Raw genomic sequence first — 18476 nt, 5'->3', positions numbered from 1 at the left:
CTAGGCGGATCCGTCGGGTTTGGCTACGCTCAAGCCCTATCAGGACGCGGATACCAGGAACCCTGCAATGCATCACTGGCTGGTGATAGATCTGGAAGCCACCACCGATGAGGGTGGCTGGCCAGTAACGGAAATGGAAATCATCGAAATCGGTGCCACCCTGGTGGACCGCAAAGGTCGCGAACTGGACTATTTCCAGCGTTTCGTGCGGCCGTTGCGTCGGCCTTTGCTGACGCCGTTTTGCCGGGAGCTGACTCACATCACCCAAGGCAATATCGATGCTGCGCAACCTCTGACCGAGGTTTGGCCGTCATTCGAGCGTTGGCTGGGCCACCATCATTCACGACTGGAAGGTTGGGCGAGTTGGGGGGACTACGACCGCAAACAGTTGGTTCAGGAATGGGAGCGCCTGCAACTCGACAGCGCCTTGAGCAGGGTGCCGCATATGAACCTCAAGCAGCGCTTTGCCAAGGCCAGACGGCTGGAACGTCCGCTGGGGCTCAATGGCGCCTTGCAACTGGCGGGCATGCAGTTCACCGGCCAGCAACACCGGGCGCTGGAAGATGCACGCAATACCGCGCGCTTGTTGCCACTGACTCTCCCCGTCTAGAGAGGTGACGGCGCACAAGGCCTTGTGCATACTGGCCGGCCTTTTTAGCCCTTTTCGAGGAATCGCCCATGTTTAAAGTCAACGAGTACTTCGACGGCACCGTCAAGTCGATCGCCTTTGGCACCGCTGTAGGTCCTGCGACCATCGGCGTCATGGCTCCGGGCGAATACGAATTCGGTACCAGCCAACGTGAAATCATGCACGTGGTCAGCGGCGCCCTGACCGTCAAACTGCCTGACAGCAGCGACTGGGAAACCTTCGCGGCCGGTAGCCAGTTCAACGTGCCTGCCAACAGCAAGTTTCAGCTGAAAGTGGCCGTCGACACCGCTTACCTGTGTGAATACCGCGGCTAAACCCCCGGGTTTTCATAGCGATAAAAAAATGCCCGTGTCTTTGGACACGGGCATTTTTCATTCAGGGGCTTTTACTCGAGAATCGTCACCGGCATCCCGACTTCGAGACGACCGTTGCTGTCGTTGACCAGATTCTGTCCAAACATCGCGCCGTCGGCCTTGGCACGGTATTTCTGCAACGTGGCCAGCGGTTCCCGGTCATCGCTGCGCTCACCGGTTTGCGGATCGATGGTGGTCAGAATGCAACGTGCGCAGGACTTGACCACCCGGAACTCGACATCACCAATGCGGATACGCTTCCAGCCATCCTCGGCATAGGCTTCGCTGCCCTCAATCACCAGGTTCGGTCGAAAGCGCAGCATTTCCAGGGACCGTCCGACCTTTTTCGACAAATCTTCCAGGGACGCCTGGCCGATCAGCAATAACGGATAGCCATCGGCAAATGCCACCTGATCGTCGTCCTTGCCGTAACCCGCCTCGGTCGTGCGCGCACGATCAAGGGGAACTTGCACCAGGCGCGTCGGCTTGCCAATGAACTCACTGACCCAGGCACCCGCCTCGTCCCCTGCATCCGGCACGCGCAAGGTGTCGCGCCAGATGGTCACGCCACGCAGTTCAGCGTTGCTGGAGGGCAAAGCGATATCGATCGGCGAGCGGCCCGGGGCACTCAGGGTCAAGCCGCCCTTGGCATTCCACAACGCCGACAGCTGGCTCAACGACGCCACCGCGCGCTGGGTCAGAAAGCGCCCGCTGGCCTCGTCCACCAGCATCCAGCGTCGATCACCGTCCAGCCCCAGCTTGTCGAGCCCGACTTGCTGCAAGGTCTCGCCCTTGCCGGATTTCAACGGATAACGATAAAGCGCGCTCAGACGCAGCATGGCCAGCTCCCTGGTAGGCAAAAAAGGCCACCCTATACGAGCTTGATCACCGAATCAAAGGCTGACATGACTGCCAGCCTGCCGCCCCGTGATCAGGCTGGCACTTCGTCGAGCATCAGGCGCTGGCGCACCACGTCGACGAGTTTGTCCGGCTGGAATTTGGAGAGGAAGTTGTCGCACCCGACTTTCTTCACCATCGAGTCGTTGAAGCTGCCCGACAGCGAGGTGTGCAGCACCACGTAAAGGCCACGCAGACGCGGGTCATTACGGATTTCGGTGGTCAGTCGATAGCCGTCCATTTCCGGCATTTCTGCGTCGGTGAACACCATCAGCAGTTTGTCGGTCATGGACACGCCCGTATCCGCCCAAGCCTTGAGCATGTTCAATGCCTTCAGGCCGTCGCTGGCAATGTGCATTTTCACTCCCAGTTGACCCAGGGTGTCACGCAGTTGCGACAAAGCTACGTTGGAGTCGTCGACCAGCAGCACTTCCCGGCCACGGGCGCGTTCCAGTATGGGGTCGTCGAGTTTTTCGCGGGAGACCTTGGCGCTGTACGGCACGATTTCGGCCAGGACTTTCTCGACGTCGATAATTTCCACCAACTGGTCATCGACCTTGCTGATCGCCGTGAGGTAATGCTGGCGACCGGCGCTGGTCGGCGGCGGCAGAATGGCTTCCCAGTTCATGTTGACGATGCGGTCCACACCCCCGACCAGAAACGCCTGCACCGAACGGTTGTACTCAGTGACGATGATCGTGCTGGTCGGACTCGGCACCAGCGGGCGCATGCCGATGGCCTGGGACAGGTCAATCACAGGCAACGTCTGGCCACGCAGATTGACCACGCCACAGACGAACGGATGGCGCTGGGGCATCAGCGTCAGCTTGGGCAGTTGCAGCACTTCCTGCACTTTAAAGACGTTGATCGCGAACAATTGCCGGCCGGCCAGGCGAAACATGAGAATTTCCAGGCGATTCTCACCCACCAGTTGCGTGCGTTGGTCTACCGTATCGAGAATGCCGGCCATTTTAATGACTCCTGGGCTTGTTCTGATGAATTCACTAAAGGGAGTTATCGGCTGTTATGGCCAGATCTTGACCCTGAGACAAAATGCCACGACCGAACATTGATGTCACATTAGCATCATGCTTTACTGCATCCGTGATTCATCTGCTTCACTCCTTGCGGCGCGACCACGATTCGCACGTTAGGTTCCCCTATGTAAGGGATTCCCCTAGTAACAATCAGGCCCAACCTGATATTCGCAATATCCAATAGCCATTAATGTGACGCCATTCTCATTGCATGAACGGAGTCAGGCTTTTGTGTGCGATCGCAGGAAAGTGGTCTTCCACCCTCTCAAGCTCCAAAGCCTGGGCTCAGTCCTGCTGGAGCGCGATCTCACGCCGGCATGACAGCGTCGGGACGTTGAACGTCCTCGTCGACATACGTGATATCCCCTCATTTGACATGACGTTGTGGAGGTAAGCATGCCGAACAAACCCAAGCAGTGGGCTCAGCGTTTACCGGAGTTTCTTGTCGAGGCAGAAACCCTTCTAGCAAAATCGGAGGAGTGCCTGAGCCACCTGCAATTGATCAGCAATGACAAAGACGCAATCGATTGCATGCTCAGCAGTCTGCTCAAATTGGCGAGCCGGGCCGATGCCCTGGCGCTGGAAGCCGTGTCCGAGTTTTCTCTGCATATTCATGGTTTGCTGAACCACACCCACAACCAGATCGACCTGCACGATCAAGCACTGGGGGCGCTGAAAGAATGCTTCACGCTGATGGCCTGGCAACTTGAACTCATCGATCAAACCACCGGTCAACTCAGCCTGGATGACACTGAGCAGACTTCCTTGATCGAAGCCTTTGCGTTCCAGGTCGGACTCAGTCCATTTCAGTTACCGGTTAACTCCAAACCGTTTACGCTCGCTTCCTATTCGGAACGGCAGGCTTAAATAAGTTAGACAACTACGCTGTGCGAAGTCTTATTGCCATGACGGCGCTCTATAACTGAGCGCGTTCATGTCGCAATTGAACACCTCATATCTGTCAACGACAGTTCGATGCTAATCATTTCCCTCCGTAATGCTTTTCCATCATGGACTAGCGTCCAACCGCTTTATTTCCTGACTGCATGGTCCTATATACCAAACGCGACCAACGGTATCTTAAGTGGTATTATGCCGCCCATTAGTTGACGCCAATTATTGGCCAAGTGTGATCGGATGAAAGCAGACAGACAATGGCTGTAGTTTCACCACTGCACCGTACTCTGCTCAAGACGAGCCACTATAAATTTTCAGACAGAGACCCGTCAGCCCTATGGCCGGTCTGCCCGCAGCGAACATTCATTGGCTCCATCCGCTATGTACGCCAGCCTCAAGTCAGTCATCCTATGGCCACCTTCCCAGAAAAACGCGCGACGTTTCACGTTGTTACTGTGCACCTGTTCGGCCCTTGGCAGCCTATTGGTCTTCTGTCTGTCCGCTCCCCTTCCGCTGAGCGTGCTGGTGCTCAATATCGCGGCGTTGGCCTGCGTCTGGGTGCAACATCGTCTCTCGAGTACGTCAATAAGATTTGAGCCGCAGGAGCTGGCGGACCGACTGTTGGAAGTTCAGGAAAATGAACGCCATCGGCTCAGTAGAGAATTGCACGACGATATTGGCCAGTTGCTGACAGCCGCAAAACTTCAAAGTGAATGGCTCAAACGGCGGATGCCTGAAGAAATGCAAGGCCAGTACTCAGTGCTCTGCGACACACTGGAAGAAACCCTGACCAAGGTTCGTGACGTCTCGGCCATCCTTAATCCCAGGCAATTGGCGAGCCTCGGACTGGAAGCCAGTCTGCGTGCGCATCTGCTCAAGACCCTGGCCAATACATCAATGCACTGGAGCCTGGAATGCCATCAACGCTTGACCGGCATACCGGAGGAAATGGCGGTGGCAGCGTTTCGAATTACCCAGGAAGCAGTGACCAACATTCTGCGTCACGCCGAAGCGAAAAATCTGCTGGTCCGCCTGCAACGTACACCCCAAGGCCTGGCACTATCGATCAACGACGACGGCCTGGGTTTCGCACCCGCGGCTGACCCCGGTCGAGAAGGACAGCGGGGGATGGCCGGGATGCGGGAACGGATCGATCAGTTGGGCGGGACCTTGGCCGTGACCAGCGAACCGGGCAAAGGCACTCAAATCGAAGCACTCTTCCCCTGGGCGCCGCGTGCGCTTGAGCGGGCCAGTACGAATAAGGTTTTACATTGACTTGTAACTTACTTCTGGTGGATGACCACTCACTGATCAGGGCTGGCGTGCGCGCTTTGGTGCTGGATATTCCCGGCTACGCGGTCATTGGCGAGGCCGATGACGGCTCGCATTTACTCGAGATGGTCGAGAAGCTTTCGCCTGACATTATTTTGCTGGATATCTCCATGAAGGTGACCGGCGGCATTGAAGCCATGCAGCGACTCAAGCGGGTGCGCCCGCAAAGCAAGGTGCTGATCCTGTCGATGCACACCGATCCCGTACTCATCATGCAAGCGCTTGAGTCCGGCGCCCATGGTTATTTGCTCAAAGACACCACGGCCACCGAGCTGAAACATGCCCTGGATGCCTTGCGCAATAACGAACGCTACTTGAGCCCTGCCATCGCCCACACAGTCATCAATCAGGCATTGATCCGCAACCAGAAACAGCAGCCGGAAACGTCCGACTCACATAACCTGACGGCACGGCAACTGGAAATCCTGCGACTGATTGTTCGTGGAAAATCCACCCGGGAAATCGCCAATGGCCTGGGCCTTAGCATCAAGACCGTTGAAACCCACCGCTCGCAGATCATGAAACGCCTGCAGATCTACGACGTGGCCGGTCTGGTCCTGTTTGCCGTACGCGAACAAATCATCAGTCTGGACGATTAACTGACAGCGCTGCACTCAACAGCGGTGAGTTCTCCGGCAAATGCACACGCAATGCCGCGGCACGCGCAGAAAAACGCAGGCTATCGCCCTCCAGAGGCTCGCCATCAAGGTTGATGTGCAGACCTTCCGAGACCTTGATTTCGACCCAGGGCAAACGGGCGCGCACAAACATGTTGTCGATGCCAAAACCATCGGCAAGCAGGGTTTTCAAGGTTCCGACCACTTCCTGAGGGGCCGGTAAAATACTGATGTCCAGCAGACCATCGTCAATCAGCGCCTCCGGGCATAGCACATGCCCACCTCCCGCCTGCCGACCATTGCCGATACCAAGTGCCAATAGCTCGCCGCGCCAATAAAAGTCGGGCCCATGCAACTCGCCATATGCCGCGTGCAACTCGCTGAAACGTGACAGACCAGTAAACAGATACGCGGCACCGCCAAGGATTTTTTTCAAGTCTTCCGACGTATTGGCTGTGACCTGACTGCCGAAACCGCCAGTGGCCATATTCAGAAAGACCTGCCCTCCAACGTCCCCCAGATCGATAGCGTGCGGCGCAGCCTCCAGAAGGTCCAGGGCCAGAGCCGGTATTAGAGGCACACCCGCTGCGCGAGCAAAATCATTGGCAGTGCCCAATGGCATCAAGACCAGGCTGGCCTGATTCGGGTGCGCGGCTATGGCCTCGGCAATATCGCGTAATGTGCCATCACCGCCGCCGGCAATCAGTTGCGTATAGCCTGCGCTCAACGCTTCTCCCACCCACCGCCGCGCGTCCCCCGCCTCCCAAGTCAGTCGGACCGCCAGATCCCAACCCTGCTTGCGCTTACCTTCGATGGCCGCGCGGACCTCCTCGTTGAGTGCCTGCTTGCCATGCAGAATCAACAGCGCCTTGCGCTCACTCATTGTCGTAGCTCCTGATTGGAATTCATTCAGGAGATGTTGACCTCACTGCCCCCTATAAAGGTCGCAAGGCGTTGAGATTTTTCGAGGCGTGCAGGTTTGCGGTCCTACAGGGTGGGAAGTTTTCTTACGATATGTGAGGAATCGGCTCAATTGACCAACCGGGGCGATTGGTACACCTTGATGTCAGCGGTTATCTGTCATCAACAGCAAAGACACAGGGATGTGCAAGCAATGAGTAAACCCCGTTCAAGGGCTACAAAAAACGCACGCAATACGAGTTTCGGCTACCCAAACGGCATTGACGCAAGGAGCGGTTTTCTCCATGCAAACTCATGACATCAAGTTGCCGCTCAGCCCGGTAACGCCGTTCGCAGAAAGTCGCGCCAATCATCAGGCTGAATTCAACAACAACGCAAAACCCGCTTCAGGAGTTGATATGGAACCTCGCGTCATTGAACTGGAGACCCATCTGAAATACATCCGAAGAGACATGGATGAAGTGCGCAATGACGTCAAGTCCATCAAGCACAGACTGGCCTACTCGGCGGGCGGAACCGCTGTAGTCCTCGGGCTGTTGGGCTGGGTTGCCAATAGCCGCTTCGACCAGGTCGTGACACTTCTGCTTCGTTAGCGTTAGTCATACACGCAAGACCCGGCAAATTTACCGGGCTTGCGGCAAAGAGACATGGCGAGGTCAGCTCAAGACTTCGCTCAGAGGAATGAAAACTACATATTCACCCTCGATCAACGTGCGACCTTCCAACACCTCTACCAGGCCATCAGCCCAGGCGGCACTGCGAAGTACCCCTGAGCTCTGATTCTTGTAAATGATCGCCCGGCCATTCTCCAGGCGACCACGCAAGTACTCTCGTCGGTTACCAGCCTTAGGCCAGACGAACCCGGCCGGCACCTGAAACTTCAGCGGCTCGACCTCTTTTACACCTTGACGGCGCAGGAGATAGGGCTTTGCCAACAAAGCAAAAGTGACCAGTGTCGACGCCGGGTTGCCGGGCAATCCAATCACAGGTACGCCACGAAAATGCCCGAATGTCAGCGGCTTGCCCGGTTTGATTGCGAGTTTCCACAGCGTGAGCTCGCCCTCTTCGCGCAAGGCCATGCCCAGGAAATCGGCCTCTCCTACAGACACCCCACCCGTGGAGAGGATCAGATCAACATCCTTCAACTCGCCGAGGCGGGCACGAGTGGTCACCAAATCATCAGGAAGAATACCGGCATCGATGACTTCACAGCCCAGGCGTTGCAACCAACTGCACAGCAACACACGATTGCTGTTGTAGATCTGTCCTGGGCCCAAGGCCTGGCCCGGTTCAACTAATTCATCTCCGGTTGAGAGAACCGCAACACGAACCTTGCGAATCACGTTCAGCTCAGCGCATCCCAGCGATGCCGCCAAGCCCTGCTCAATAGGCCCAAGCCGTGTGCCGGCCGACAAGACAAGCTCGCCAACCGTGGTTTCCTGACCTTGTGGCCGGATGTTTTGACCCGGGTTCATGGATTCGAGGAACCGTACTCGCTCATCCGCCTGAACCTCGGCATTTTCCTGCATCTCGACACAGTCGGCGCCTGCTGGCACAGGCGCACCGGTAAATATTCGGGCACAGGTACCGGGCTTTAACGGTTCGGGCGCCTGACCGGCAAATATCTTCTGACTGACCACCAACGGTTCTCCCGTCCAGTCAGCGACACGCAAGGCGTAGCCGTCCATGGCACTGTTCGGCCAAGGTGGCAGATCAAGGGTCGAAACCAAGTCATCGGCGAGCACGCGCCCCTGAACCTGCGCTACCGGCAAGCGTTCACGCTCGCGGATGGGCGAGGCTTCTGCCATGTCCAGCAGACGCGCCAGCGCCACCTCGACAGGCATCAGGCTTCCGGTTTTACCCGGCTTACCCGCGGGATTCACAGGGTGCCGCCTGCTTCAGGTGAGCCACGAAATTGCAAGGACGATGTCGCGCATCCAGTTGTTCGGCAAGAATGCCGTCCCAGCCGGTGCGCACAGCGTTGGTCGAACCCGGCAAGCAACAGACCAGCGTACCGTTGGCCAAACCGGCCAGCGCCCGGGACTGCACGGTCGAAGTGCCAATATCGGCAACAGAAATCTGCCGGAACAACTCACCAAAACCATCAACTTGTTTGTCCAGCAGGCAACTTACCGCCTCTGGCGTGCTGTCCCGTCCGGTGAACCCGGTACCGCCAGTGATCAGCACCACCTGCACCACCTCATCGGCAATCCAGTTGGCGACTTGCGCGCGAATTTTGTAGAGATCATCTTTAAGCAAAACCCGAGCGGCCAGGTTGTGACCGGCGGCGCTCAAACCGTCGACAAAAACCTGTCCTGACGTATCGGTTTCCAGGGTTCGGGTATCGCTGACCGTCAGCACCGCGATATTAAGCGGCGCGAAAGGTACATCAGCCTTGGCTTTCATAGGCTCGTCCAGTTGTAGGAAAAACAGCTCGGTGTTATATCACAGCGCTTCACTTTTTCAGCGCCCCCATGGAGACCTGCCATGCCCCCTGACTCACCATTGCCGCCCTGCTCCATTTTGCTCCTGGCTGGCGGTCGTGGCCAACGCATGGGCGGTCAGGACAAGGGTTTGCTGGAATGGCACGGCGAGCCGCTGATCGCGCACCTGTATCGCAAGACCCGCGATCTGAGCGATGACCTGATTATTTCGTGCAACAGGAACCTGGACAAATACGCGCCTTACGCCGATCAAATGGTCCATGACGACGAAGGCGATTTCCCTGGACCCTTGGCGGGTATTCGCGCCGGCCTCAAGGCGGCCCGCCATCCTCTTCTGCTGGTGCTGCCCTGCGACGTACCTCGCATCAATGCCGCCCTGCTCCACAGCATGCGCGAAACCGCCAGCCAGCATCCGGACAAACCGTTGATGCTGCGCCAGGGCGCACACTGGGAACCGTTGCTGTGCATTATCCCTGTCGCACTCTGCTCGGCGTTCGACACGGCATGGAATGAAGGTGAACGCAGCCCGGGACGCCTCATGCGCAAACTGGAGGCCACCGCACTACAATGTGTAGACAACGACCCGCGACTGGCCAACCTCAATACCCCGGAATTGTTAAGCGCACACTCCGAGTCAGAACGACACTAGGCAAGGAACTTGCGTGCGTTGTATACGTCTCAAGCCCAGCAACCAAAGAATTCTTATTCGGAGACACGCTCATGACTCAACGGACCCTCGCCACTTTTATGCTCGCAGTGGGCCTAGCGACCTTGGCGGGCTGTGCATCGCCGTCAGTGATCACCTTGAATGACGGTCGCGAAATCCAGGCCATCGACACGCCATCGTATGATGAAAAGTCGGGCTTCTACGAATTCGAACAGCTGGATGGCAAGGAAACTCGCATCAACAAGGATCAGGTTCGCACCGTTAAAGAATTGTAATCTTTACTGCACCTGCCAGATGCGAAAAAGCCCGCTTGATGCGGGCTTTTTCGTGACCGAGATTTTTCACCACTGCAAGGTGATGGTGCTTTCAAACACCCTTTCCTGGCCGGTGACCGGATCCACAAACCGCAAGCCCTGAGCGAGCAGTTTCAGCGGGTTGGCGTAGTCATCTTCAACGTCCTTGAGCACCTGCGGGTAGAACGGATCATTGCAGATACTCGCGCCCAGCGCTGTCATGTGCACCCGTAATTGATGTTTCTTGCCCGTCACCGGGAAAAGCGCATATCGCCAGAGGTCTCCGTTCTTTTCCCGAACCTCGACTGCTGTCTCGGTATTGCTGACACCCGGACCTTCCTGCATGCGGAAAAACGGTTCGCCATTGATGAGCCGGCTTTTATGCACCAATGGAAAGGCCCGTTCAGGCAACGCAGCGGCGATTGCCTCGTAGCGCTTTTCAATCTGTCGTGTCGGAAATAACGACTGATACGCTGAACGGCTCTGCGGGTTGGCTGAAAACAGCACCAACCCTGCCGTATGCCGGTCAATGCGATGCAGCGGCACCAGATGTGGGTTATCCAGTCGACGGATCAACCTTCGTAGCAGCGTTTGTTCCACGTACTCGCCTGCCGGCGTCACCGGCAGAAAATGCGGCTTGTCTGCAACCACCAGATGCTCGTCGGCATAGAGGATCGACTCGACTACCGGGATCGGCTTTTCGTCCGGCACCTCACGGAAATAATGAATCCGCAGGCCTTCCTTGTAAGGCAGATCGACCGCGATCGGCATTCCGTGCCCGTCGAGCACCCGACCGCGAGCCACTCTGTCCAGCCATTGTTCACGACCAATAGCGCTGAAGTGTTCACACAGGCAATCGATAACGGTCTGCCACGAACCTGGCGGCAAGTAGAGCGTGCTGGCCTGGTTGTGTGCAGCGGAAAAAGATGAAGTCGACATACGAAAGTTCTGACCCTCAATACAGGTCGGCATTATCCAACAGTGGCCGAGTCGAACCTAGCAGAGAATACTCATGCCGGAATCTGTGTGCGCGCCGCCGCGTCAGTGAACTCCTTGAGCCAGCGCAGTACATCGACGGCTTCCCAGCGAGCGGGATCGTAAAGCGCGTACAACAACCCCTGATAGCCCACGACATCGAGTTGCCGGTGGTAACCCGCCCGCTGGAACAACGCTTCGATTTCGGCGAAACAGGTATTGAAATGCAGTTTGTTGAAGGGTGTTTTTCCCTCCGTCACCAGACCGTCCAGACGTAACTCGAGGACAGCCTCGCGCACAACATCGATCGACATCCGGTTCACGCTGTTTTTCAATTGTTCGACATTGACCACGATTCATCCCTCTCACGCCCGGAACTGCCTGCGCAAACCCGAAAATCCGGGACGGCGAGGCTGCACTACGAATAACTGTATGCGCATACAGTATCCGAAGAGCATCGGTTAAGCCAAGGGGATCAATCGCAAAGTTCGACAGGCGGCATCACCGCCACCAGAAAAACCGCTTAACGCAAGAACGCCACCACCTCGTCGGAATCGAACGGCCAACCCAGCTCAGCGCCGGTATCTATTCTTCGCAAGACCGGAATGCGCAGACTGTAGGCTGCGAACCAGGTTTCATCGTCAGCGATATCTACCAGCTCGACCAGCAGACCGTGTTCGACAAAGGGCATCAGCATGGCTTCGGCCACTTCACAGAGGTGGCACCCCAGGGTGCCAAACAGCTGACATTCAGGAAGCATGAGCGCTCAACCGTAAAAAATTAAGTGACCATTCTAGGCCTGCCCCGAAAAGCCGTCGAGCCATTGCATCTTCTGCCCTGGAGCATGAATCGCAAGGGCGGGCGGTATAACCCTGATGCAAATCAGTCGCCACTTGTGCCATTTAAGCAATGCTCACGTTTTTTTTGCTTCTACGCTTGAGTAGCCAGCGTCTATCAGCGGAGTGTTTTGTGTTTGCCAATCTCTTGATTATTCTCGTTTCTTCACTGGTGGTCATCGCGCTGTTCCAGCGTCTGCGATTGCCCCCGGTCCTGGGCTATCTGTGCGTGGGGCTGATGGTTGGCCCGACCGCCTTCAACTGGGTGAAACAAAGCGAAGGGCTGCCCTACCTTGCCGAGTTAGGCGTGGTGTTCCTGCTGTTCTCGCTCGGTCTTGAGTTCTCCCTGACGAAAATGATCGCACTACGCCGGGTAGTGTTTGGTCTTGGCAGTTTGCAAGTGCTTGCAAGCGGACTGCTGCTGGGTGCTTTGCTGATGATGTTCGGGATGCCGGTGACCGCCGCGCTGTTACTGGGTGCGGGACTGGCGCTGTCATCCACCGCCATTGTCAGCAAGGAGCTGACCAGCCTTGGCGAAATTTTCAGCAGTCATGGCCAGAATGCCATCGCCGTATTGCTGTTTCAGGACGTAGTGGCTGTATTGCTGTTGACCCTGGTGCCCGTATTCGCCGGCAACAGTGATCAGGCCTGGTATTGGGCGCTGCCTCTGACACTGGTGAAGACCGTGGTGTTGTTCGTCGGTCTGCTGCTGGTCAGCCGCTGGCTATTACCAAGATTGTTCCATGAAGTCGCCGCCGCCCGCTCTGCCGAACTGTTCGTACTGCTGGCTCTGGTGATTGTTTTGCTGACGGCCTGGCTGACTCACCTACTGGGTCTTTCCCCCGCCTTGGGCGCGTTTCTCGCTGGCATGCTCTTGGGCGAAAGTCATTACCGGCATCAGGTCGAGGCCGATATCCGCCCGTTTCGCGACATTCTGCTCGGGGTGTTCTTCGTCAGCATCGGCATGCTGATCGACTTGAATTTGTTCGCCAGCCACGCCCTGCTGATCCTTGGCCTGACGCTGGGATTGCTACTGATCAAGGGCACCGTGGTGGCGCTGCTGGTCAAATGGCGTGGCAGCGATGGCGAAACCGCCTGGCGCAGCGGCCTCGCACTGGCCCAGGGGGGTGAGTTCTGCTTTGCACTGATAGCGCAGATGCAACAAAGCGATCTGATACCCGCGCAACTCGGCAGCCTGCTGCTGGCCGCTACGTTCTGTTCGATGCTGGTCACGCCACTGATGCTGCGCGCAGCCCCGTCTATCGCAAAGCACCTGCATCGCAAGTCCAACAAGGAAGCACAACTCGAAGAAATCAGCGCGCTTAACGCGGATCTCGACAAGCATGTCGTCATCTGTGGTTACGGGCGCGTTGGTCAGTCCATCGGGCGCTGTCTGCGCCAACAGCAGCAACCTTACATTGCACTGGACCACGATTCGGTAAGAGTCGAGGAAGCGGCCGCCAGCGAAAGCTGCGTACATTACGGAGACTCGCGTCGAGGTGAATTACTGGTTGCCGTAGGACTGGCCCGCGCCAAACTGTTGGTGATCGCAGTGGACCAGACCGACATCGCGCTGGAGATACTCAAGGAGGCACGCAGGGTCAATTCGCGTGTGCCGATTCTGGTCCGTACCCGGGACGACAGCCAGTTAACCGAATTGAAAGAGGCCGGCGCCAGCGAAGTCGTACCGGAACTGCTGGAGTCCAGCCTGATGCTCGCCTCCCATGCACTGATCATGCTGGGACTGCCCGCCCATCAGGTACAGGAGCGGGCTGATCAGATACGACATGATCGCTACCGGATGTTGCACGATTTTTATCCCGGGGCCGAAGATGCAGAGAAGTGATTCAGTCCTGACTGACGGCGCCGATCTTGTGTACCGACAAGTCCGCGCCGTAATACTCCTCTTCCTGACTCAGGCGCAGCCCATGGAACGCCTTGATCGCTCCATACACCGCAAAACCACCGGCCAGCGCCACAACCACCCCCAGAGAAGTGCCAATCAACTGACTGACCAAACTCACCCCACCCAAGCCGCCCAAGGCCGTCTGGCCAAAAATCCCGCAGGCAATTCCGCCCCACACGCCACACAGACCGTGCAAAGGCCACACACCCAGCACATCGTCGATATGCCATTTGCCCTGCGCCGCGGTAAAGCACCAGACGAAAAGTGCCCCGGCAATGGCACCGGTCAGCAGTGCGCCCACGGGGTGCATCAGGTCGGAACCGGCGCAGATGGCCACAAGTCCGGCCAGTGGGCCGTTGTGCAAAAAGCCTGGGTCATTGCGCCCGACGATAAGCGCCGCCATGGTTCCACCGACCATGGCCATCAGCGAGTTCACCGCCACCAACCCGCTCACGCCTTGCAAGGTCTGGGCACTCATGACGTTGAAGCCAAACCAGCCCACGATCAGAATCCACGAGCCCAACGCGAGAAAGGGAATGCTCGATGGTGCAAATGCCACCAGGCGACCGTCGCGATAGCGCCCTTGTCGTGGACCGAGCAACAATACCGCCGCGAGTGCCAACCAGCCGCCCATGGCATGGACCACTACCGAGCCTGCAAAATCATGGAAGCTGGCACCGAATCGCGCCAGCAACCACGCTTGCAAACCATAATTGCCGTTCCAGATCATCCCTTCGAAAAAGGGATAGATGAACGCCACGATCAGCGCGGTCGCGCACAACTGCGGGACAAATCTGGCGCGCTCGGCGATGCCGCCGGAAATGATCGCCGGAATGGCCGCTGCAAAGGTCAGCAGAAAGAAGAACTTCACCAACCCGTAACCATGGTCGGCGTTGATCACCGCCGCCGGTTGCAGAAAGGTGACCCCATAGGAAATCCAATAGCCTATAAAGAAGTAGGCCAAGGTCGAAATGGCGAAGTCGCTGAGAATCTTCGACAAGGCGTTAACCTGGTTCTTTTGCCGAACCGTGCCGACCTCAAGAAAAGCGAAACCGGCGTGCATGGCCAACACCATGACTGCACCAATAAGGATGAACAGTGTGTTGGAGCTGTGGACCAGACTGTCCACAGCACTTTGCAGATTTTCCATGGATTGGCAGACCTTAAGGCTGAAAAAGCACCAAAGCGGTTCGCGCAGGCGATGTACGCACCAAGTTGCGGCTTATCCGGATCGAACCGTTGATCCCCGTGAACCGCTTTGGCGCAAAAGATCGAAACCTTCGCGCGAGTTTTAATTGTTTGAGAAGCGGTTTTCCTGATTTCATGCCCGGCAACAGCGCAGCGCGCGCCGGGAACGCACCACGACATAGCAAAAGTTGTACCAGTCATTTGTACTGAACCTTCACGCAAGGCTCATACTCGAACCCATCAGAAGCCACTACGGAGATCCACCCATGGCCAGCATCAAGGCAAAGACTGCTCAAGAAATACTGATGAACGACTTTCAAACACTGGTCAGCGACACCGAACGGTTGCTGGAACACACCGCTACCCTGGCCGGCGATCAGGCTGATGAGCTGCGCAACCAGATCCACGACAGCCTGTTGCGTGCCCGGGAAACCTTGAAGCTGACCGAAGACTCGTTACGCGAGCGAGGTCAGGCCGCCGTTACCGCTACCGAGGATTACGTTCAGGCCAACCCATGGCAATCGGTCGGGATTGCCGCCGGGGTGGGTTTCCTCATTGGCCTGCTAGCTTCTCGGCGCTGATATGTCTATCGGCGAATCCAGCTCGTCTGCGACGGGCACAAGCGCTTCATCGCGGCGCTTGGGGGCCGCTTTTCTCGGACTGTTGCACAGCCATGTCGAGCTGTTCGGCATCGAGTTGCAGGAACAAAAAGCGCGCACCGTAAGCCTGCTGTTATTTGCAGGACTGGCGCTGGTCTTTGCATTGCTGCTATTGGTGGGGTTGTCGGCTCTGGTGATGATTGTGTTTTGGGACACCTATCGCCTGCCCACCATCATCGGGCTCTGCGTGTTCTATGCCCTTGCCTCCATATTCTGTGCATTCCGTTTGAAAGCGGCGATCTTCGATGAGTCCTCGCCCTTCCATGGCACTCTGGAAGAATTGGCCAATGATCGGGAGCGCCTGCTGCCATGAGCCTGCCTGAACTGCCGCACAACAGCTCGCGCACAGAAATGCGCAAGGCGCTGATTCGCCTGCGCATGGAAATGCACCGTCAGGAAATTCGCCACGAATCCAGGGAACTGCTGCTGCCCTTGCAGCGAATACGCGGGATGTCGCAAGACCTCCAGAGCAGTTTTGGCATCAAGCATGCCCCGCTCTGGGGCGTGGCGGCGGTTACCTTGCTGGGATTTTTGACCGGGAAAAGTACCAGGAACGGTGGCGTCAGCAGCCTCACTCGCCTGGTTCGTCTGGGCACCAGCCTCGGGCCCCTGATCAAGCTGGTCCTGCAAAGCAATTCGCGTAAAGACTAAATAGCCAGTCTCTGGCTGCATTCTAGCCACACCACCGGGATGAACCTCTTTTATCGAGGGGTTCAATCCTGTGTGCCCACCCGGTGACCAGGCGAGTCCAAAAACAAGACTTGTCTCACCGCCGGGCAATTTTTCGTCAATGGTGAGCGACTGCTACTCATCGACATCAACGCCGCCGGGCTCTAGGCTAAGGGATCAGTCACCTGACGGAGAGACCCGCCTTGGATTGGCAAACCCTGCTTACCCGCGAACGCCTCGGAAAACCTCTGCACAGCCCGGAAGAACTCGGTCGCAGTCCTTTCCATAAAGACCATGACCGCATTATTTTCTCAGGCGCTTTTCGCCGGCTGGGACGCAAGACCCAAGTCCATCCGGTCACCAGCAACGATCACATCCACACGCGCCTGACCCACTCGCTGGAAGTCAGCTGTGTCGGCCGCTCGTTGGGCATGCGTGTCGGTGAAACCATTCGCAGCGCCCTGCCCGAATGGTGCGATCCGAGTGATCTGGGGATGGTGGTGCAGTCCGCCTGCCTGGCCCATGACATCGGCAATCCACCCTTCGGTCACTCCGGCGAAGACGCCATCCGTCACTGGTTCCAGCAGGCGGCGGGCCGTGGCTGGCTGGACGACATGAGCGAAACCGAACGCAATGACTTCCTGAACTTCGAAGGCAACGCCCAAGGTTTCCGCGTCCTCACTCAGCTTGAATACCATCAGTTCGACGGTGGCACGCGGTTGACGTACGCCACACTGGGTACGTATCTGAAGTATCCCTGGACGGCAAAACACGCTGACTCACTGGGCTACAAGAAGCACAAGTTCGGCTGTTATCAGAGCGAACTGCCGTTGCTGGAGCAGATCGCCCATAAACTCGGCCTGCCACAGCTCGAGGAGCAGCGCTGGGCACGTCATCCCTTGGTGTATCTGATGGAAGCCGCCGATGACATCTGCTACGCGCTGATCGACCTAGAAGACGGCCTGGAAATGGAGTTGCTGGAGTACGCCGAAGTCGAGTCTTTGCTGCTCAACCTTGTGGGCGACGATCTTCCGCAAACCTATCGCCAACTGGGCCCATTGGATTCGCGTCGACGCAAGCTGGCAATTCTGCGAGGAAAAGCCATCGAGCATCTGACCAATGCCGCTGCTCGCGCCTTCGTAGAACAACAGGATGCCTTGCTGGCCGGCACGCTACCCGGCGATTTGGTGGAGCACATGCATGGCCCGGCCAAGCGCTGCGTCTTGAACGCCAAAGACATGGCCAGAAAAAAAATCTTCCAGGACAAACGCAAGACGCTGCATGAAATCGGCGCCTACACCACGCTGGAGATTCTTCTGAACGCATTCTGCGGGGCCGCACTGGAACAACACAACGGTCGAACGCCGTCGTTCAAAAGTCGCCGCATCCTCGACCTGTTGGGCAACAATGCGCCCGATCCTCTTGGCCCATTGCACACTTCATTTCTGCGCATGATCGACTTCATCGCCGGCATGACCGACAGCTACGCCAGTGAAATGGCCCTGGAAATGACCGGTCGTTCAAACCGCGGATAAATGCCCATCGACCCGCTGTTCAGATCGTCTGAGGAGCGGGTCGATATTCATTCGCACTTCAGCACCAACAGAATCGCCCTACACCTTGTGCAGAGCCGACTGATCGATTGCTCTCCCTGCTCGCGCAATAATCACCTTCCACTCTGATCGACAGATCAAGCATGAAAAATGTCAGGTCCAAACACAATTGGCGCATCTTGCTGGTGGAAGATCATCCCTTTCAGCTGAAAGCGACCCAATACCTGCTTGAGAGTTATGGCTTCACCCAACTCACCGCTACGGACAGTGCAAAGAGCGCTTTGCACCAGATGCTTGAGTCTTCGCACCCGTTCGACATTCTCCTGTGTGATCAATGTCTGCCTGACCTCACAGGCCTCGACTTGATCGAACTCGCCAGCCGCCGGGGAATGATCAAGCAGGCAATACTCCTGAGTAGCCTGACACCCGGCGAACTAGACAAACTTAAAAAAACGGCCGATGAGTACAATCTACCTTTGCTGGGCTACTTGATGAAACCCTTGAAACAATCAGACTTTAGAAACCTGTTGACCCGGGCTTCGCTATAAAAACCCACTACTAAAAATACACTTGATACACAAAC

General features: G+C 56.9%; 23 protein-coding genes. 14 read left to right on the top strand and 9 right to left on the bottom strand.

The window, feature by feature from the left end; genetic code table 11:
- Positions 1 to 67: 67 nt before the first annotated feature.
- Positions 68 to 610, top strand: a complete 543-nt coding sequence (locus tag ACWGZX_RS22965; protein ID WP_223519264.1) for an exonuclease domain-containing protein — start codon at positions 68 to 70, stop codon at positions 608 to 610.
- Between the two features lie 68 nt (positions 611 to 678).
- Positions 679 to 963 carry a pyrimidine/purine nucleoside phosphorylase gene (ppnP, locus tag ACWGZX_RS22960; RefSeq protein ID WP_452625538.1) on the top strand — a complete coding sequence of 95 codons (285 nt, stop codon included), beginning with the start codon at positions 679 to 681 and terminating at the stop codon, positions 961 to 963.
- A 71-nt stretch (positions 964 to 1034) separates the two neighbouring features.
- Here the strand turns inward: ppnP and ACWGZX_RS22955 are convergent, their stop codons facing one another.
- Both ACWGZX_RS22955 and ACWGZX_RS22950 read right to left on the bottom strand, forming a co-directional pair.
- A complete protein-coding gene (locus ACWGZX_RS22955) occupies positions 1035 to 1841 on the bottom strand; it encodes an MOSC domain-containing protein (RefSeq protein WP_452625537.1) in 807 nt (268 codons plus the stop codon).
- 92 nt (positions 1842 to 1933) lie between these two features.
- Complete coding sequence (locus ACWGZX_RS22950; RefSeq protein WP_223519261.1) at positions 1934 to 2869, bottom strand: chemotaxis protein CheV; 936 nt, start codon at positions 2867 to 2869, stop codon at positions 1934 to 1936.
- Between the two features lie 463 nt (positions 2870 to 3332).
- Between ACWGZX_RS22950 and ACWGZX_RS22945 the strand changes: the two genes are divergently transcribed.
- From ACWGZX_RS22945 to ACWGZX_RS22935, 3 genes are all read left to right on the top strand, one after another.
- Positions 3333 to 3803 (top strand): hypothetical protein, encoded by a 471-nt coding sequence (locus tag ACWGZX_RS22945; protein WP_452625536.1) that lies wholly within the window; start codon positions 3333 to 3335, stop codon positions 3801 to 3803.
- 411 nt (positions 3804 to 4214) lie between these two features.
- Positions 4215 to 5108: a sensor histidine kinase gene (locus ACWGZX_RS22940; protein ID WP_452629056.1), complete on the top strand. Its 894-nt coding sequence runs from the start codon at positions 4215 to 4217 to the stop codon at positions 5106 to 5108.
- Complete coding sequence (locus tag ACWGZX_RS22935; RefSeq protein ID WP_452625535.1) at positions 5105 to 5764, top strand: response regulator; 660 nt, start codon at positions 5105 to 5107, stop codon at positions 5762 to 5764. The genes ACWGZX_RS22940 and ACWGZX_RS22935 overlap by 4 nt, the downstream gene beginning before the upstream one ends.
- Here the strand turns inward: ACWGZX_RS22935 and yegS are convergent.
- A complete protein-coding gene (gene yegS / locus ACWGZX_RS22930; RefSeq protein ID WP_452625534.1) occupies positions 5748 to 6665 on the bottom strand; it encodes a lipid kinase YegS in 918 nt (305 codons plus the stop codon). The two genes, ACWGZX_RS22935 and yegS, sit on opposite strands and share 17 nt — an antisense overlap.
- Before the next feature lie 322 nt (positions 6666 to 6987).
- Between yegS and ACWGZX_RS22925 the strand changes: the two genes are divergently transcribed.
- Complete coding sequence (locus ACWGZX_RS22925) at positions 6988 to 7296, top strand: hypothetical protein (protein WP_223519253.1); 309 nt, start codon at positions 6988 to 6990, stop codon at positions 7294 to 7296.
- Between the two features lie 63 nt (positions 7297 to 7359).
- Here the strand turns inward: ACWGZX_RS22925 and ACWGZX_RS22920 are convergent, their stop codons facing one another.
- On the bottom strand, positions 7360 to 8586 hold the full coding sequence (locus ACWGZX_RS22920) for a molybdopterin molybdotransferase MoeA (protein WP_452625533.1): 1227 nt from the start codon (positions 8584 to 8586) through the stop codon (positions 7360 to 7362).
- A complete protein-coding gene (gene moaB / locus ACWGZX_RS22915) occupies positions 8570 to 9109 on the bottom strand; it encodes a molybdenum cofactor biosynthesis protein B (protein WP_223519249.1) in 540 nt (179 codons plus the stop codon). Before moaB ends, ACWGZX_RS22920 begins: the two co-directional genes overlap by 17 nt.
- A gap of 81 nt (positions 9110 to 9190) precedes the next feature.
- Between moaB and mobA the strand changes: the two genes are divergently transcribed.
- Positions 9191 to 9796, top strand: a complete 606-nt coding sequence (mobA, locus tag ACWGZX_RS22910) for a molybdenum cofactor guanylyltransferase MobA (protein ID WP_452625532.1) — start codon at positions 9191 to 9193, stop codon at positions 9794 to 9796.
- A 71-nt stretch (positions 9797 to 9867) separates the two neighbouring features.
- Positions 9868 to 10089 carry a YgdI/YgdR family lipoprotein gene (locus tag ACWGZX_RS22905; RefSeq protein ID WP_223519245.1) on the top strand — a complete coding sequence of 74 codons (222 nt, stop codon included), beginning with the start codon at positions 9868 to 9870 and terminating at the stop codon, positions 10087 to 10089.
- Between the two features lie 66 nt (positions 10090 to 10155).
- On the opposite strand, the gene ACWGZX_RS22900 is transcribed toward ACWGZX_RS22905, so the two are convergent.
- The 3 genes from ACWGZX_RS22900 to ACWGZX_RS22890 form a co-directional block, all read right to left on the bottom strand.
- A complete protein-coding gene (locus tag ACWGZX_RS22900) occupies positions 10156 to 11046 on the bottom strand; it encodes a pseudouridine synthase (protein WP_452625531.1) in 891 nt (296 codons plus the stop codon).
- 71 nt (positions 11047 to 11117) lie between these two features.
- Entirely contained in the window at positions 11118 to 11435 is a 318-nt protein-coding gene (locus ACWGZX_RS22895) for a transcriptional regulator (protein ID WP_223519241.1), read from the bottom strand.
- A gap of 170 nt (positions 11436 to 11605) precedes the next feature.
- Entirely contained in the window at positions 11606 to 11842 is a 237-nt protein-coding gene (locus ACWGZX_RS22890) for a glutaredoxin family protein (protein ID WP_452625530.1), read from the bottom strand.
- A 209-nt stretch (positions 11843 to 12051) separates the two neighbouring features.
- On the opposite strand from ACWGZX_RS22890, the gene ACWGZX_RS22885 reads away from it, so the two are divergent.
- Positions 12052 to 13764, top strand: a complete 1713-nt coding sequence (locus tag ACWGZX_RS22885) for a cation:proton antiporter (protein WP_452625529.1) — start codon at positions 12052 to 12054, stop codon at positions 13762 to 13764.
- 1 nt (position 13765) lies between these two features.
- On the opposite strand, the gene ACWGZX_RS22880 is transcribed toward ACWGZX_RS22885, so the two are convergent.
- Entirely contained in the window at positions 13766 to 14974 is a 1209-nt protein-coding gene (locus tag ACWGZX_RS22880) for an ammonium transporter (protein WP_223519235.1), read from the bottom strand.
- 304 nt (positions 14975 to 15278) lie between these two features.
- Here ACWGZX_RS22880 and ACWGZX_RS22875 point away from each other — a divergent pair, with 304 nt between their 5' ends.
- The 5 genes from ACWGZX_RS22875 to ACWGZX_RS22855 all read left to right on the top strand — a co-directional run bounded on the left by ACWGZX_RS22875 (position 15279) and on the right by ACWGZX_RS22855 (position 18441).
- Positions 15279 to 15593, top strand: coding sequence for a DUF883 family protein (locus tag ACWGZX_RS22875; RefSeq protein WP_140670943.1), 315 nt, complete (start codon positions 15279 to 15281; stop codon positions 15591 to 15593).
- A gap of 1 nt (position 15594) precedes the next feature.
- Complete coding sequence (locus ACWGZX_RS22870) at positions 15595 to 15984, top strand: phage holin family protein (RefSeq protein ID WP_452625528.1); 390 nt, start codon at positions 15595 to 15597, stop codon at positions 15982 to 15984.
- A complete protein-coding gene (locus ACWGZX_RS22865) occupies positions 15981 to 16322 on the top strand; it encodes a hypothetical protein (RefSeq protein WP_452625527.1) in 342 nt (113 codons plus the stop codon). Before ACWGZX_RS22870 ends, ACWGZX_RS22865 begins: the two co-directional genes overlap by 4 nt.
- A 221-nt stretch (positions 16323 to 16543) precedes the next feature.
- On the top strand, positions 16544 to 17875 hold the full coding sequence (locus tag ACWGZX_RS22860; protein WP_452625526.1) for a deoxyguanosinetriphosphate triphosphohydrolase: 1332 nt from the start codon (positions 16544 to 16546) through the stop codon (positions 17873 to 17875).
- 161 nt (positions 17876 to 18036) lie between these two features.
- Positions 18037 to 18441 (top strand): response regulator, encoded by a 405-nt coding sequence (locus tag ACWGZX_RS22855; RefSeq protein ID WP_452625525.1) that lies wholly within the window; start codon positions 18037 to 18039, stop codon positions 18439 to 18441.
- The last annotated feature ends 35 nt before the right edge of the window (positions 18442 to 18476 follow it).

The sequence above is a fragment of the Pseudomonas sp. CLCA07 genome, from assembly GCF_053615335.1.
Note: the sequence above shows the minus strand (reverse complement) of the source record. Positions and strands in the feature narration are given on the sequence as shown.

Coding starts and splice junctions, on each gene's coding strand:
- ACWGZX_RS22940 (WP_452629056.1), top strand. CDS start 4,215: ATGTACGCCAGCCTCAAGTCAGTCATCCTATGGCCACCTTCCCAGAAA.
- ACWGZX_RS22945 (WP_452625536.1), top strand. CDS start 3,333: ATGCCGAACAAACCCAAGCAGTGGGCTCAGCGTTTACCGGAGTTTCTT.
- ACWGZX_RS22900 (WP_452625531.1), bottom strand. CDS start 11,046: ATGTCGACTTCATCTTTTTCCGCTGCACACAACCAGGCCAGCACGCTC.
- ACWGZX_RS22905 (WP_223519245.1), top strand. CDS start 9,868: ATGACTCAACGGACCCTCGCCACTTTTATGCTCGCAGTGGGCCTAGCG.
- ACWGZX_RS22925 (WP_223519253.1), top strand. CDS start 6,988: ATGCAAACTCATGACATCAAGTTGCCGCTCAGCCCGGTAACGCCGTTC.
- ACWGZX_RS22965 (WP_223519264.1), top strand. CDS start 68: ATGCATCACTGGCTGGTGATAGATCTGGAAGCCACCACCGATGAGGGT.
- ppnP (WP_452625538.1), top strand. CDS start 679: ATGTTTAAAGTCAACGAGTACTTCGACGGCACCGTCAAGTCGATCGCC.
- moaB (WP_223519249.1), bottom strand. CDS start 9,109: ATGAAAGCCAAGGCTGATGTACCTTTCGCGCCGCTTAATATCGCGGTG.
- ACWGZX_RS22890 (WP_452625530.1), bottom strand. CDS start 11,842: ATGCTTCCTGAATGTCAGCTGTTTGGCACCCTGGGGTGCCACCTCTGT.
- ACWGZX_RS22880 (WP_223519235.1), bottom strand. CDS start 14,974: ATGGAAAATCTGCAAAGTGCTGTGGACAGTCTGGTCCACAGCTCCAAC.
- ACWGZX_RS22875 (WP_140670943.1), top strand. CDS start 15,279: ATGGCCAGCATCAAGGCAAAGACTGCTCAAGAAATACTGATGAACGAC.
- ACWGZX_RS22865 (WP_452625527.1), top strand. CDS start 15,981: ATGAGCCTGCCTGAACTGCCGCACAACAGCTCGCGCACAGAAATGCGC.
- ACWGZX_RS22950 (WP_223519261.1), bottom strand. CDS start 2,869: ATGGCCGGCATTCTCGATACGGTAGACCAACGCACGCAACTGGTGGGT.
- ACWGZX_RS22855 (WP_452625525.1), top strand. CDS start 18,037: ATGAAAAATGTCAGGTCCAAACACAATTGGCGCATCTTGCTGGTGGAA.
- yegS (WP_452625534.1), bottom strand. CDS start 6,665: ATGAGTGAGCGCAAGGCGCTGTTGATTCTGCATGGCAAGCAGGCACTC.
- ACWGZX_RS22955 (WP_452625537.1), bottom strand. CDS start 1,841: ATGCTGCGTCTGAGCGCGCTTTATCGTTATCCGTTGAAATCCGGCAAG.
- ACWGZX_RS22870 (WP_452625528.1), top strand. CDS start 15,595: ATGTCTATCGGCGAATCCAGCTCGTCTGCGACGGGCACAAGCGCTTCA.
- mobA (WP_452625532.1), top strand. CDS start 9,191: ATGCCCCCTGACTCACCATTGCCGCCCTGCTCCATTTTGCTCCTGGCT.